A 15,077-nucleotide genomic window follows, 5' to 3' on the forward strand; every position below is an offset into this window, starting at 1 on the left:
AAAATAAAGCTAAGTCTTGTTTTTTATGTAAAATAATATATTTAAAATACTTGAAACACAATTCTACTTAATAATTCTCAAAGACAACCCGTCCTATATATATGTGTGTGTAATTAAAAAATGGCAGCAAAATTAAATTAGCTGCCATTTTTGAGTAGATCCCTCAGAACTTTTTCAACCATAGGTTCACTGTTTTAAATCATATATATCTAGATGACAGGTCCCATAGTATAAATATCGATGGAATTAAAATATCTAATTGCTTCGTTCTTAGTCATTTCTCCATTTAGAACATTAATAACTTTTTGAAAGGCTTCCTCACCAACTTGCTCAATGGTTTTTTCACCCTTAATAATTAGTCCAGCATTCAGGTCCATATCATGGTTCATTAAATTAAAAGTATTTGGATTACCGCATACCTTGATAACAGGCATACTTGGGAAACCCTGTGGAGCTCCGCGGCCAGTAGAGAATACCATGAACTGGGCACCTGTACAAGCCATACCGGTTAGGATTTCAGGTTCACGGCCAGGAGTATCTTTAATCCAGAGTCCTTTTTGAGTTGTGACCATTTCGGAGTACTCCATAACACCCTGTATCGGCCTTGTGCCTGACTTAACTATTGCCCCCAAAGATTTTTCCTCTATCGAGGAAAGACCTCCAGCTATGTTGCCAGGTGTAGGCTGACCTTTTCTCATGTCACAACCAAGGGATTTTGCTCTTAATTCCATCCTGTTTACAATTTTATATATTTTTTCACCCACCTCAGGAGAAACAGCTCTTTTAGCAAGAATATGTTCAGCGCCTATAAACTCAGTAGTTTCACCAAATACCACAGTACAGCCGAGATCCACCATTTTATCTGCCAAATAACCAACAACACAGTTGGATGCCATTCCGCTTGTCGTGTCAGAAGCACCACATTTTATAGACATGGTGACATTGGAAATATTAACAGGTTCACGTTGTATCCCGGAAACTTTCAGCACCATTTTTTGGGCAGCATCAATACCGGCCTGTATTGCTCGGCTCGCTCCCCCAAGTTCCTGTATGCGAATAATTTCTACTGGCTTACCGGTTTTTGCGATGGTTTCTAGCAAACGTTCATGGTCAGTACCCTCACAGCCCAAACTTACAATCAGAGCCGCACCAACGTTAGAACTGCATCCAAGTCCAATTAAAGTATCTGTCACACGTTCTAGATCAGGCGGGAGCTGACAACAGCCCTGATGGTGAAAAAAACCAACCGTGCCTTGCACTTGTCCCACAACAGCCTGTGCCACATCATTTGCACAGATCACACTAGGGATGACAGCTACATGGTTTCTGGATCCTACCTTGCCGTTAGACCTTACATATCCCATAAACTTCATAGCACAACTTCTCCTTTCAGATCACCACGTCCACGTGTACTGTCGAGGTTGTGAACATGAACGTAATCACCTTTTTTAATATCTTTTGTAGCAACACCGATTTCTTCTCCGTACTTAATAATTTTCTCGTCTACAAGAATGTCTTGTAATGCAATCTTATGACCATATGGAACTTCTCCCAATACATCAATGATTTGAGAATGTCCTTTTTTGTCGTGCATCTCTACTTCATCTCCTGCAACAACATCATTTGCAAAAATAGTTGCCACATTATCTAAATCATGTACTTTTAGTGCCAATTTTAAATTCATATTAATCTCCATTCTACCGCCGCCATTGGCAGTATAATATAGTTATAAAAAAGCGGTTCTCTGGGATCTAACTTAATGAGAAGAACTGTTTTCAAAACGCTTTCGTCATTAGGAGTATAGCAAAAGCTATAAAGAAAAATCAGACTCTTCATTTTTCCTGCTTTCTGTCAGACAGCCAGCACTGACACTCCGTCCGGAATAACCACTACACTAGCATCTTTGCCTTTCAACTCATATGCCATTGCAAGTGCTTCATCAGGGCTGGAAGCCGGAATCATGTTGGCTTTTCTCACAATTTCGTGTTCCAGATATGTTGTCACCAGAATCACTCTGTGCTTTTTAAGAATACGAGAATAAATTTGTGTGCACCACTGCTCCGGAATAGTGTCCTTTGGTGGAATTTTAGAAAGGCGCTCTTCAATTTCATAGGCAGTGCCGGATACAATCAGCTTTTCAAAATGTGTACCTCCCATGCCTTCAATACACGAGGCACACATTATAATAACACCATCGTCTCCTGCATAAGCTTCGGCAGTAGGTCGAGTAAGCGGGGCTTTACAACCCCAACTCCTCACAGAACCGTACGTGCCCTATTTAGGCATACGGCTCTTCACTCGATTATTCACCTAACATAACTAGCACCAGCACCTAATCTATATAAATTTACTTTTATTCTTGGCTTGACAATAGGATATTTCTCCAAGAATATTTCGAACTTCTCCCAGTCAAAGCTTTTCTTTTGACTGCGTCTGTTTAACCATTTATAAACTAGCTTTTGAACCTCATCATACAGGCTATCAATACTTTTGCTGTTATCTGATACTGCATAATAGTTGTATGTTCCTGTTAGTTTTCTGTTTAACTTCCTCATTAGTTCTTTTACTGGAAGAGTTCTATTATATTTTAGCCAGGATTTACATCTCATTATACTACGATGATATCGCTTATTACTTGTCTTTCTCTTTAGTCGTTTGATTCCATCCTTACATTTACCCATATAATGGGTAAATCCAAGAAAATCAAATGTGTCATTGTCATCATCAGCAGATACATTTACTATCTTAGTTTTCTCTTCTGATAACTCTAAACCGAATTTGGATATTCTTTCTTTCATTGCTTTATAGAAGTATTTTACATCTTCTTTATACTGTAGGCAAAATATTATATCATCTGCGTATCTCACCATGTAAGCTTTACCCTTTAACTCTTTACGCATTGTTTTATTAAACCATAGGTCAACAACATGATGTAGATATAAATTCGCCATAATTGGAGAACAGACTCCACCTTGCGGTGTTCCTTGTGGAGTGTCATATTTTATTCCTGCCTCCATGACTCCAGCCCGAAGAAGTCTCGATATGAGTCGTTGTATATTAGGATCTTTAATTCGATGGTCAATGAATTTCATCATCCACCCGTGGTCTACATTATCAAAGAATCCTTTAATATCTGTATCAACTACATAGTTAATATCATCTCTGTTAACTATTCTTCCTAATATTCTCAAGGCATCATGACAGTTTCTTCCTGGACGAAAACCAAATGAACATTCAAGAAAGTCTTCTTCATATATCGCATTTAGAATCTTTGATAGTGCCTTTTGAACTAGTTTGTCTTCGTATGCTGGAATCCCTAGCGGTCTCTTCTTCCCATTTTCTTTTGGAATATATACCCTTTTCGCAGGTAATGGCCTATATGCCCATCTTTTCATTCTAGCTGTTAAGCTCTTAACATTCCCTGGAAGATTCTTTCCATACTCCGCTTTTGTTACTTCATCTACTCCAGCTGCTTTGTTTCCAGCTAGTTCATGATGACATTTGACTATCAATTCATAATTAATTAGATGTATTAGTGATGTAAATCTTTCATTAGGTCTATTTCTAGCTACTTCAGCTATTCTTGCAAGTTTCGTTTCCACATTTTCACCTATCTCTGTGTATAGAATATGTTTCCCTTTTAAGATTAATCTTGTGTAATCGCCTTCCCATCCACAGGCATTACTCTGCTTCCTCGGTACTATGCGATTATCCGACTCCCTGTAATATTAGATGTCCTTACTTTGTTATCGCTTGGTTACATCCTATCTCTCTGCGTAGAAATTACAGGGCCTCCCAAGTTAACAATATCATATCTATGTATAGCATGCGGAGGTCTCCGACCCCGGGGTGTTATTGTATTCTCGCTTATCGAATACTATAATGTTGCCTTCTGCTCAGTCGACAGCATCGGCCTTTCCCAATCTCCAAGATTTCGAGGCTCAATCCCTTCAGCTAAATGCTTACCGCCTACTACCTAACTGTTTACGCTTAACATCTATGGTTACCCATTAAATGTCCAAAACTCGCTATGAGTGGTTTGCTAAACCTTCCTCAGTAGGAATCCCACCTACTATATGATATGCTCTTTTCTTGGCGCACCGACTGCTTTTGGAGACTGGTACAGGTTCTGATCCAAAGGATAGCCTCCATTACTGGTAATGACAATATCAGCGGTTACAACAGAACATTTTGAAAGGTTTCTAATAAAGCTGCAGCCTTCCTCATGTGCCTTTACCAGGTCACCGGCAAACGCAGCAATAATATTCTTATCGCTGTCTAACGCCACATTAAGAATAAACTGTACATTAACTGCTCGTGCCGCATACACCATATCTTCGTGTATGGGATTGTTTACCAGCACACCGGCTTTTGCATAAGGGCTTGCTATTGCCTTAAAGGAATGATTTTCGTTCACTGTTTCCTGTGAACAGATACCCGGTAAAATGCTTTTACGGCCACCGGAAAAGCCGGCGAAAAAATGAGGTTCAATAAAGCCTTCTGTCACAAGAAGATCACATTCTACTGCCAAACGATTGACATTAAAATCCGCTCCTGAGGGTAGCTTACAAACATGAACAAAATCATTCGGTTGAAAAGCCCTATTAACAACAATTTTTTCATGATCAACTATAGTGTCTCCAAACATAGACCGCTGCTCTGCCTCGGTAGTTTCTCGATGCAAACCAGTTGCAATAAGAATAGTAATGTCCGCATCGGAATTACCTATACGTATTTCGGAAAGGAGAATGGGCAAAGTAATCTTGCTGGGAACCGCATGTGTGTGATCGCTGGTTACTATTACTACTTTCTTCTTTCCAACCGCTATATCTCTGAGTCTTTTAGATCCAATAGGATGTTCCAATGCATCTCTAACTAACTCTTCTTCATTCTTGATTTTATTACTTTTATGCATTTTTGTTGTAATAACAGCTTTCAGATTTTCATCTTCAATATTTAAATCCATGCTTGAGGTGTAATATGGAATTTTTATAGTCTTCAAGAGACATTCTCCTTTGATCAATTGTAATTTGAAAGATTTTACGGCTTAATATATGCAAAATATTCCATTTGTTTCGTCGTAAGCTCAACAACTCCAGGCGGAACAAACGGAAGAAGATCCTTTTCATCTAACTTACAGATTTTAACAGCCTTACGCTATGCTAAAAATTTAACTTTGCAGCTTCCAACTCTTGAATTTTTTGTTGGAATTGTGGTAAATATGCTTTATTAGCTATCAACATTTCATTAAGCAAATCTTTTGTAATTTTACCTTTTAATATGAGCGGATTCATTGTAAACGCCTGTAGGGCTTTCCCATAATCACCTGTTACCGCAGCCTCAACGGTGCACTGTTCAAATGATTTTTGAAGTTGAAGAGGGCCACGTATGCCGGCTTCAAAACTCCCCCAGTTTATTGGCTCGGGTCCATGGCTAGTAATCATGCTGGACACTTCAACAACGCAATCATATGGCAAGTCAATAATAGTTCCATTATTTACTGTGCTAACCACCATGTTAACCCGTTTATCATTTTGAATGGAGCAGATCACTTCACAAGCAACGTCACTGTAATAAGCCCCTCCCCGTTTAGATAGCTGCTCCGGCTTGTAATCAAGCTGAGGGTCTTTATAAAGCTCAAACAGTTCAGCTTCTGTTTTCTTGACCTGTTCCCCTCGTGTCTCATGATTACTATATTCTTTTAACTCATCTTTTAACATTTCGTCAGTAATATAATAATATCGGTGGTACGAACATGGAAGCATGCCAAGATCAGCTATCTGCTCATAATTGAAGGGGATGTCCTTGATGTTTTTCATTCCAACATACTTACCCTTGTTTTCAGGCTTATAGATTTCCTCAATTAAATACTTGGTAACTTCTTCTCCTTTCCTGTTCCAAACCCGATGCCAATGAAAATGATTCAGTCCCGCAAATTTAAAATACAATTCTTGATTTGCTTCATCCAATCCCATTACTTCATAGGACATTTTCTCATAACGAATTGGAACATTACATAAACCAACTGTTTTTTCCCATTTGCCATATTTTATTACAGCTTCCGTAACCATTCCTGAAGGATTGGTAAAGTTAACCAACCAGGCATTTGGACATAGTTCTTTCATATCCTTGATAATATCAAGAATAACCGGAATTGTTCTAAAAGCTTTAAAAATTCCACCTGCACCATTTGTTTCCTGTCCAATCATTCCATGACTAAGTGGTATTCGTTCATCACGAATACGTGCATTGAGTGAACCAACTCTAAACTGTGTTGTAACATAGTCAGCTCCGGGTAAAGCTTCCCGCCGGTCTACGGTTAAATTAACCTTCCAATCCAAACCTGCCGCTTTCACCATGCGTTTAACCATTGCACCTACAATCTCAAGTTTCTCTTTACCTTCCTGTATATCTACCAGCCATAATTCGCCAATGTCAATTTCATTTTTTCTTTTAATAAGCCCTTCAACAAGTTCGGGAGTATAGCTGCTCCCACCACCTATTGTAACAATTTTGATTTTTCTCATCACTATTTCCTCCCTTAAAAAATTAGCACTATAACTCATGCGCATTCTATTAATATAGATACTTATCTTGCACTTACATCACAAGAATCAGATGTTGCATACGAACTCCCAGCCTTTTCCAGTTCATAGGCTTTTCTATCCATATATCTAAAAGGAATGTAATATACTGCAAGTGATACAAATACCATAAAAAATTGTAAAACAGCAATTTTCCAGCTTCCCAACAAGACACCGGATATTCCAATAGGAAGCGGCCACGGAAGCTGTACTCCATTAATTCTGGGAACCAATCCGATTGCTGTGACGGCATATGCAATTGTACTGCTTAATATGGGGGCTGCAAGATAAGGAATCAACATAACAGGATTCAAAACGATAGGCGTTCCGAAAGTAATAGGTTCGTTAATGTTAAATATGCTAGTTGGAATTACTAATCTCCCTAAAATTTTATATTGCTTGCTTTTTGCAAAAAACGCCATCAATAGTGCCAATCCAATAGTTAAACCTGTACCCGACATAAATACATAGGCTCTAAAAAATTCCATGCCTACTATATTAGGCAATGCTTGCCCAGCCTGATATGCAGCCTGATTCTGCATGTCCATTGATAATAATAGCGGACCCATTATGCCGTTAAACACAATGACTGTTCCATGTATACCAAAGAACCATAGGATACCTATTGCCAGATTTATAATCAGTAATGATATATAAGATCCCGTTAATCCCTGCAAAGGTGTCTGAATGCAAGTAAATACCGCCTGATTAAGGCTTCCATAAGGTGAAAATTTAAAAATAATGGCAATGAATAACGCCAATATAACAGTTACAAAGCCGGGAATCAATGTGTTAAACGACCTTGCTACATTAGGTGGAACGCCCTCAGGCATTTTAATTATAAAACCTTTTTCGATGAAAAAAACGTATATTCTCGCCGTTAACAATCCTATGAGGATTGCTACAAATAGTCCCTTTGGCCCAATCCAGTCGAAAGGAATATAACTTATCATTTTGTCATTGATTTTTACCTGTCCTGTTGGTGTTACAATTAAGAAACATATCAGTCCCAAAACCCCGGACATCAAACCGTCTTTATTAAATCGTTCCGCCAGACTGTAAGCAATTAAAAAAGCTGCTAACAGAGCCGTTATGTTCGATGTGAAGCTTACAGGTATTTTAATCAAGTCAACTAATCCGGTTTTACTTATAAAATCTGTCCAGGCTTTAATCGGCAGGTTTGTCAATAAAGTAAAGATTGAACCGACGATAATCGGTGTCATAATAAGTATCATTGCGTTAGAAACCGATTTAATGTATTTATTGTTTGCAAACACACCCATACCTGCCTGGATTTTTTCTAATGTTTTAGAAGAAATCATTTTCATGAAATTATCCTCCCTTATTATGATAAATAAAAATAATACATAAAACTATTTTAGTTCTAATGCCATTTTTAGTACTTTTTCGCCATTCATCATACCATAATCCACACTGTTAATTACTGCGACCTTAATTCCTTTTGGTTCATATAACGTTTTAATTTTTGTAAGTGTATAGCCAACCTGTGGGCCTAAAAGCAATATATCAGTATCATCCGCATACTTTAAAATTTCACTCTCTGGTATGGCACGTATTTTTACAAGTATACCGGATTTTTCTGCTGCTGCATTCATTTTGGTTACCAAAAGGCTGGTGGACATTCCTGCTGCACAAATAAGAGTAATCCTTTTCATGCTAACCCTCCTCTCTGTTTCCTGATATTTTTTCGTATAAGTCAATAAACTCCCTTGCAAGATCAATTACTATCACAGCATTCATTAAATGGTCCTGGGCATGTACTAAGAGAATTGAGATATCTTTTAACTTACCTTCGGCCTCATCTTGAATAATATCTGACTGAAATTCATGTGCTTTAGTTAGAAATTCACCTGCCTCTTCAAGTAATTTTTTTGCACTGGCTATGTTACCTTTCTTAGCATAGCTAATAGCCTCCATAGTTTTGCTTTTTGCTTCCCCGCTATTTACTATAAGTTGCATAGCCAGCTTTTCAATATCCATTTCATTATCCATTGATATCACCCTTTATAATTAAATTGTCTTCTGCTATTAAATAAATGCAAATATCATACCAAAACATATTTTAAACCTGCACTATAGATAAATTAACAATAACAAAGTGAAACTTCCATCAGTGGGGATCTTACGGACGGTTACTCCAGGATAAATGTTCACAAAAGAAAATTGTTTTATCTGTTTCGCAAATATATTAAAAAGAGTCATGTAATAAAACACATAGCAAAACACATAATTTTCTGAAAAACACATTCTTGACTTCGATAAGTAACTAATATAAACTTATAAAATAAAAGAATTCAATTTGGGGGTATATTCTATGAAGCGTATTGACATTGTCTACAAAAAGTTAAAAGAGTTAACTTCCAATCATGGTATAACGACCAGCCAACTAGCTAACGAACTGGGTTTATCACGTGCTAATGTTAGCAGTGATTTAAACCGTTTGTGTGATAAAAAGATGGCCTTAAAGGAAGGAACAAAACCTGTTTATTACAGGGCTATAAAGGTTAAAAATACTATGCCAAAAACTTCACTGGACATATTCGCTAAAAGTAACCAAAGCCTGTTTTCTGCAGTAGAGCAAGCCAAAGCGGCTGTGGTTTATCCCCCGCATGGTATGCATATGCTATTATTTGGCGAAACCGGGGTTGGAAAGTCAATGTTCGCAGAGCTTATCTACAAATATGGACTGGAAATAGGAAAATTCAGTCATTCAGCTCCATTTATCGTGTTTAACTGTGCAGATTATGCCAATAATCCTCAACTCCTGGTCTGTCAACTTTTTGGTACAAGAAAAGGCACATACACCGGTGCTGATACCGATAGGGCGGGGTTAATCGAAAAAGCCGACAATGGAATTTTGTTTTTGGACGAAATACACCGGCTCCCCCCAGAAGGCCAGGAAATGTTATTTACTTTCATTGACAGAGGCACTTTCCGACGTCTGGGAGAAACAGAAACTGAACGAAAAGCAAAAGTTCTGATTATATCTGCTACAACAGAAAATCCAGAATCTTCATTATTGAAAACATTTATCAGAAGAATTCCCATGATAATCAGAATTCCGAATCTTGAAAAAAGAAGTGTTGACGAGCGTCTAAATCTGCTCATCCAATTCTTGCGCAGTGAATCAGCCCGGCTTGGAAAACCTATTTTTGTTTCTGTTAATTCAATGAGGTCTCTTTTAGGTTATAATTGTCCAAATAACATAGGTCAGCTAAAAACCGATATCCAACTTATTTGTGCAAAGGCATACTCTGACTATGTTTCAGGCAAAAAGGACGATATCCGGATTGTTAGCTCTGACCTGCCAGCTTCTATAAAAGAAGGTCTCTTAACCAAGACAAACCACAGACAAATATGGAACAGATTAATCGGAATCAACAACCGCTATTGTATATTTGACAGCAGTAATAAAAAAAATTTTTTTGAAAGCAATGAAGATACGGAAAACATTTATGAAATGATTGATTCACGCGTTCAAGAGTTAAAAAACAGAGGAATGACAGATAAACAGATAGAAATAGAAATTAATAATGATATCCGCTCTTACTTTAAAAAGTGTATAGAAGCTGTTGAAAAAAAGATAGACTTTTCAAGTATTGAAAAATTTGTCGGATACGATGTTATCAATGTGGTAAATGAAATTATAGCATATAGCGAAGAAAAGCTTAACCGACATTTTGACACCTATATAAAGTACGGTTTAGCAGTTCATATTCACAATTTAATCAATCGTATAAATGGAAATCGGGAAATTGTAAATTCTCAGCTAAACCTGATAAGAAAAGAGCATAATATAGAATTTTCTGTAGCAATTAAATGTTTAAAGTTTATTGAAAGAACATTTGATATTAGCATGCCCATTGATGAAGCCGGCTTTATAGCCATGTTTTTTTTACATGATGAAATAACCCTTCAAAGACATAAAGAAAAGGTTAAAGTAATCGTAGTAGCACATGGTTCAACCACAGCCTCATCAATGGCTAACACATGTAACCAACTCCTTAATATGGATTATGTTGTGGGGTTCAACGCACCTCTAAATGAAAATCCCCAGAAAATTTACAATAGAATCAAAAATTATCTTAAAAACACACCTGGAAAATCGGATGTGCTTATGCTGGTAGATATGGGTTCCCTGACTAACTTCGGTGACGAACTTCAAAATGAACTAAAAATACTGGTGAAAACCATACCACTTGTAAGTACACCCCATGTAATTGAAGCTGCCAGAAAAGCAATTATGGGCTACCCACTGGACTATGTATACCAGAAGACAATGAATGTAAATGACCTTTTGAGTAAGGAAGTTAAATATCCCCTCACTGATAAAAAAGTAAATAATATATTTATAATAACAGCCTGCACGACAGGCGAAGGAAGTGCCCTAACAATTAAGAATTTATTGGAAGATGAACTTGATTTCAACAAATCATCTTTTGAAATTATTCCCTTGAGGATTACAGGAAAAAATGACATTTATTCAAGAGTCAGTAGCCTTGAGAATTATGGAAAAGTGCTATGTATCGTTAGTTCCTTCAAAACCAATCTGAACATACCTCACTTCACATTAGACCAAATTTTCAACGGTAAGGCAATTGATAAAATACAGACCTTAATTCAGCAAGAAGAAACATTTAACAGTATAAGTAAAACCCTAGGAAACATGCTTAAGAATATCAATTCAAAGACGGTTTTTAACGATATTAGACAATTTATTCAAAACGTGGAAATAAAAATAGAACGCAAACTTACCACCAGTGTTTTAATTGGAGTAACCTGCCATATCGGCTGTATGATAGATAGATTAAAAGGCAATGAGGAAATCAATGAATACCCTGAGCGTCTGCATTATATTCAAGAAAACACGGAAATATTCAATATCATTAAAAATGAATGCAAATTTTTAAACAAAAACTACGGAATTAATATTTCCGATGATGAAATATGTTATATTTCTACCTTCTTTAACCCTGATAATTGTGAACAACAAGCCGGGTAAAATTCAATAATCAATAAGTGTTGGCATAAAAATTGCATATTAATATAGTAAAACACACTTTATGGAGGGAAATTTATATGATTTCAGAAAAAGTTATAGTAAAAAATAAAATTGGCTTTCACGCCAGGCCTGCATCTTTATTAGTGAAGGCTGCAGACAAATTTAAGTCCAATATAAATATTATTAAGGGTGATAAGACTGCTAAAGCAAAATCAATGATTAGTTTGTTAACCCTCAGAGTAAAGATGAATGATGAGATTGTCATAACTGCCGAAGGTTGTGATGAAAATGAAGCAGTTTATACCCTAGTTGAACTAATTAATTCAAAATTTGGTGAAGAATAATACTTCTGGAGGTGAATATTCCATGGATTCATATATTTGCGCCTCAAAGGGTTATGCAATTGGTGAGGTTTATATCTACGAAGATATAAAGTTACAGTCTTTTCCCGATAAAACAGACAATGTGGAAACAGAAATTACAAGATTAAAAGACACAGTTAAAATATGCAAAAAGCAAATAGAAGAAATTGCAAGAAAAATACGGAATTCAGTTGGAAATAAAGAAGCAGAAATATTGGAAAGCCATATTAGTCTTCTAAATGACCCAGAATTTATCGGTGAAATCTTTCAAGAAATCAAGGATTCAAAAAAAACTTCTGAAAAAGCAGTTAGTGATGTTGTCAGCAAACTGGAAGAAATCTTCTCTCAGTTTGACGATGATGAATATTTGAAAGAAAGAGCAGCAGATATTAAAGATGTTGGTACAAGATTGATTCGTATTTTAAGCGATGAGGAACAAAAAGATCTGGAAAATCTCCCAGAAAATTCAATTATAGTTGCTCATGATTTAAAACCATCTGAAACCGCTCGTATTGATAAAGATAAAGTTGTCGGGATTATAACCGAAACAGGAAGTCAGACTTCTCACACAGCCATTATGGCAAGAGCTATGAACATCACAGCTATTGTCGGTTTTCGAGATATACTTGCAAAGGTAGAAACAGGAGATATGGTAATCATTGACAGCATATCCGGAAAGGTAATTATTAATCCAGATAAAGATATAATCAAGCATTATAAAGAATTGAAACATAAATTCGAAAAACAAAAAGAAGGGCTTAAGAAAATCCTGGACAAAAAAATAATTACCAAAGACGGTCGTAAAATTATGGTTGCCGCCAACATCGGTTCCCTTGCAGAAGTAAATGTTGCCCTGAGTAATGGTGCAGAAGGTATTGGACTTTTCAGAACTGAATTCCTTTATATGGATAGAAATTCAATGCCTTCCGAAGAAGAACAGTTTGAAGTCTATAAACAGGTTGCTCAAAAGATGGGTAATAAACCCGTTATTATTAGAACACTGGATATCGGAGGTGACAAAACACTTCCCTATTTGAACTTAACAAAGGAAGACAACCCTTTCTTAGGAGTTAGGGCCATCAGGCTCTGCCTGCAAAACAGGAATATTTTTAAAATACAATTACGCGCCCTGCTAAGAGCATCCATATATGGTCATATAAAAATTATGTTCCCAATGATTGGCAGCCTCAAGGAATTAACCTCTGCAAAAACTATATTAAAAGAGTGTATGAAAGAACTACAGGAAAAATCTATTGATTTTAAAAACAATATGGAAATGGGAATGATGGTTGAGATACCTGCTGCCGCAGTAATGGCTGATGAATTTGCAAAACATGTTGACTTTTTCAGTATCGGCACAAATGATTTAATACAATACACTCTTGCAGTTGATAGAATGAATGAAGGTCTCTCCGATTTATATAACCCTATGAACCCTGCAGTTTTACATCTTATCAAAACCAGTATTCATGCTGCTCATGCTAATGGAATACCATGTTATATGTGTGGAGAAATGGCAGCAGATTTTAGTGCAATACCTATTTTGTTGGGCTATGGTCTTGATGAATTTTCTGTCAGCTCCGCTTCTATCCTGGAAGTAAAAAATTTTATATTAGAAACAATAAATCAATAAAAGAAATAATAAAGCGAAGTTTTGCAAATTCTAATATTTGCATAAGCTTCGCTATATAAGTTTCATTTAATTTATTTACACTAATGCTTTGTGTAAGCCAATTATATTAATGGAGCGACTCTATATTTTTCACGTAGGCAGGACGCCGTAACGCGACCCAAGTCGATTCGGTAGTACTGGCCCTAACATTGCGTTTTTAAAAGAAAGGGGCAGTGAACGACAAGCGGAATTAATATAATTGGCTGGAACGGAAAAGCGCAATATTTAAGTGCTAACTAATATATTACATAAAATAACCTTTATTATTATTTCTTCCTACAAAAAGTTCCCCTTTCTCCTAATTTCAACTTCAAGGGAAACCAAAAAATGTCCAGGCATTACTACGAGATGTAATTGCTTTAATCTTTTCTTTTATTCGTTTTATTGATTTGGGATGGATTCTTACTCTTACTTTACCTGGATTGTCACCCTTGTCTTGAGCTAACGGTTGGCACTATCAACCTCCGTATCGGACTTTCACCGACTAGAAAGCGCCCATGCTGGGCGCACTAAAAAAAGAGAGGAATACTCCCCTCTCTTTTGAAATCTGCTTGTGTATTTGAATTTTACCTCTTGGAAAACTGTGGAGCCTTACGCGCTTTCTTGAGACCGTATTTTCTTCTTTCCTTCATCCGCGGGTCTCTTGTGAGATAACCGGCCTTTTTAAGTGGTTGGCGATAATCCTGATCAACCTTTAATAAAGCCCTGGCAATACCATGTCTAATTGCCCCGGCCTGGCCTGATAAACCCCCACCCTCTACATTTACAAGTACATCTAATGTGTTCAGAGTTTTTGTTAACTCCAGTGGAGATTTAAGGTCTTTAATAAGTGTATCACGGCCAAAATAATCATTTATATCTTTATCATTTACAATGATCTTGCCGCTTCCTGGAACTAATCTAACCCGGGCAATTGATTTCTTCCGGCGACCAGTTCCCCAGTACTGTACTTCGGCAGCCATTTAATCTTCCTCCTCTCTATAATTCCAATTCTTCAGGTTGCTGGGCCTGATGAGGGTGTTCTGACCCTGCATAGACCTTTAATTTTTTTACGACCTGTCTCCCCAGTTTATTATGGGGTATCATTCCTTTAACGGCTTTTTCAATAATTAACTCTGGTTTTTTCTTTACTAAATCTTTATAAGTAGTCTCCTTTATTCCACCAGGATAACCACTATGACGATAATATTTCTTTTGATCCCATTTCTTACCTGTCAGTTTGATCTTCTCTGCATTTATAATAATAACAAAATCACCAGTATCTATATGAGGTGTAAAACTTGGTTTATGTTTTCCCCTTAAAATATCGGCAACCTTGGTAGCCAGGCGTCCCAGAGTTTTATCACTTGCATCTACCAGATACCATTTGCGTTCTACTTGATCAGGTTTTGCCATAAATGTAGACACTATTATCCCTCCTTTTTAACTTAATAACC

General features: G+C 36.8%; 14 protein-coding genes. 3 read left to right on the forward strand and 11 right to left on the reverse strand.

Annotated features, from left to right (window positions below):
- Positions 1–209: 209 nt before the first annotated feature.
- The 9 genes from GM661_RS15480 to GM661_RS15520 form a co-directional block, all read right to left on the reverse strand.
- Entirely contained in the window at positions 210–1,373 is a 1,164-nt protein-coding gene (locus GM661_RS15480) for a UxaA family hydrolase (protein WP_230867651.1), read from the reverse strand.
- Positions 1,370–1,696, reverse strand: a complete 327-nt coding sequence (locus GM661_RS15485; RefSeq protein WP_230867652.1) for a UxaA family hydrolase — start codon at positions 1,694–1,696, stop codon at positions 1,370–1,372. The genes GM661_RS15480 and GM661_RS15485 overlap by 4 nt, the downstream gene beginning before the upstream one ends.
- A 155-nt stretch (positions 1,697–1,851) precedes the next feature.
- Positions 1,852–2,259, reverse strand: coding sequence for a nickel-dependent lactate racemase family protein (locus GM661_RS15490; RefSeq protein ID WP_330165224.1), 408 nt, complete (start codon positions 2,257–2,259; stop codon positions 1,852–1,854).
- A gap of 47 nt (positions 2,260–2,306) precedes the next feature.
- Positions 2,307–3,602: a group II intron reverse transcriptase/maturase gene (gene ltrA, locus GM661_RS15495; RefSeq protein ID WP_230867654.1), complete on the reverse strand. Its 1,296-nt coding sequence runs from the start codon at positions 3,600–3,602 to the stop codon at positions 2,307–2,309.
- Between the two features lie 470 nt (positions 3,603–4,072).
- A complete protein-coding gene (locus tag GM661_RS15500) occupies positions 4,073–5,002 on the reverse strand; it encodes a lactate racemase domain-containing protein (protein ID WP_230867655.1) in 930 nt (309 codons plus the stop codon).
- A 160-nt stretch (positions 5,003–5,162) separates the two neighbouring features.
- Complete coding sequence (locus GM661_RS15505; RefSeq protein WP_456237561.1) at positions 5,163–6,533, reverse strand: 6-phospho-beta-glucosidase; 1,371 nt, start codon at positions 6,531–6,533, stop codon at positions 5,163–5,165.
- A 56-nt stretch (positions 6,534–6,589) separates the two neighbouring features.
- Positions 6,590–7,912, reverse strand: a complete 1,323-nt coding sequence (locus GM661_RS15510; protein WP_230867657.1) for a PTS sugar transporter subunit IIC — start codon at positions 7,910–7,912, stop codon at positions 6,590–6,592.
- Between the two features lie 45 nt (positions 7,913–7,957).
- Positions 7,958–8,260 (reverse strand): PTS sugar transporter subunit IIB, encoded by a 303-nt coding sequence (locus tag GM661_RS15515; protein WP_230867658.1) that lies wholly within the window; start codon positions 8,258–8,260, stop codon positions 7,958–7,960.
- A gap of 1 nt (position 8,261) precedes the next feature.
- Positions 8,262–8,597, reverse strand: coding sequence for a PTS lactose/cellobiose transporter subunit IIA (locus GM661_RS15520; RefSeq protein ID WP_230867659.1), 336 nt, complete (start codon positions 8,595–8,597; stop codon positions 8,262–8,264).
- Between the two features lie 322 nt (positions 8,598–8,919).
- Between GM661_RS15520 and GM661_RS15525 the strand changes: the two genes are divergently transcribed.
- From GM661_RS15525 to ptsP, 3 genes are all read left to right on the forward strand, one after another.
- Positions 8,920–11,607, forward strand: a complete 2,688-nt coding sequence (locus tag GM661_RS15525; RefSeq protein ID WP_230867660.1) for a sigma 54-interacting transcriptional regulator — start codon at positions 8,920–8,922, stop codon at positions 11,605–11,607.
- 77 nt (positions 11,608–11,684) lie between these two features.
- Positions 11,685–11,951 carry an HPr family phosphocarrier protein gene (locus tag GM661_RS15530; RefSeq protein WP_230867661.1) on the forward strand — a complete coding sequence of 89 codons (267 nt, stop codon included), beginning with the start codon at positions 11,685–11,687 and terminating at the stop codon, positions 11,949–11,951.
- Between the two features lie 22 nt (positions 11,952–11,973).
- Positions 11,974–13,602 (forward strand): phosphoenolpyruvate--protein phosphotransferase, encoded by a 1,629-nt coding sequence (gene ptsP / locus GM661_RS15535; protein WP_230867662.1) that lies wholly within the window; start codon positions 11,974–11,976, stop codon positions 13,600–13,602.
- A gap of 605 nt (positions 13,603–14,207) precedes the next feature.
- Here ptsP and rpsI read toward each other — a convergent pair.
- On the reverse strand, positions 14,208–14,603 hold the full coding sequence (gene rpsI / locus GM661_RS15540; RefSeq protein ID WP_125991652.1) for a 30S ribosomal protein S9: 396 nt from the start codon (positions 14,601–14,603) through the stop codon (positions 14,208–14,210).
- Positions 14,604–14,619: 16 nt separating this feature from the next.
- Positions 14,620–15,048, reverse strand: a complete 429-nt coding sequence (gene rplM / locus GM661_RS15545; RefSeq protein ID WP_125991654.1) for a 50S ribosomal protein L13 — start codon at positions 15,046–15,048, stop codon at positions 14,620–14,622.
- Positions 15,049–15,077: the final 29 nt, after the last annotated feature.

Origin of the sequence: Iocasia fonsfrigidae (assembly GCF_017751145.1) — a bacterium.
Lineage (GTDB): Bacteria > Bacillota > Halanaerobiia > Halanaerobiales > DTU029 > Iocasia > Iocasia fonsfrigidae.